The organism is Mesorhizobium sp. M1A.F.Ca.IN.020.06.1.1 (assembly GCF_004023265.1).
In the GTDB taxonomy this organism is placed as follows: Bacteria; Pseudomonadota; Alphaproteobacteria; order Rhizobiales; family Rhizobiaceae; genus Mesorhizobium.
Genome location: NZ_RZSR01001769.1, coordinates 1 through 486 on the forward strand (window position 1 = coordinate 1; position 486 = coordinate 486).

The window sequence follows — 486 nt, forward strand, 5'->3', positions numbered from 1 at the left end:
GGGTGAATCCGGATCGAAGCGCTGCGGACGCTCCTCGCGCGGCTTGCTCTGGAAGGTCGGCTTGCTGCCGCCTGCGGCATTGCCCTTGCCGTCCTGCCTGTTGCCTTTCCAGTCCGGCCGGCCCTCGCGGCGGCCCCCCTCGTGGCGATCGGCACGCTCGCCCTGAGGCCTGCCTTCGCGCCGTTCGCCGCCTTCGCGTTCCGGTCTCGGCTTGAACTTCGAGCGGTCGAAGCGCGGCTTGCCGGCCCCGTCGCGCTGGTCGCGGCGGCCCTCACGGGCTGGCCGATCGCCGGCCTGGCCACCCGTGGCACCCGCCTGGCCATCGCCTGCCGCCTGGCCGTTGCGCGGACGATTGTCGCGGCGATTGTCATGGCGGTGGCGCGGGCGCGAATGGTCGAAGCGCGCCTGCCGCCACAGCAGGATCGGCTTCTGCTCTTCCGGCTCGGCGGAGGGCTCTGCGCCTTCACCACTTTCGCCCTCGTGGGG

Annotated in this window: 1 pseudogene; it reads right to left on the minus strand. The window is 72.8% G+C overall.

Features of this window, described 5'->3' with window-relative positions:
- A pseudogene (locus EOA60_RS36800) lies at positions 1-486 on the minus strand (helicase); the annotation flags it as partial.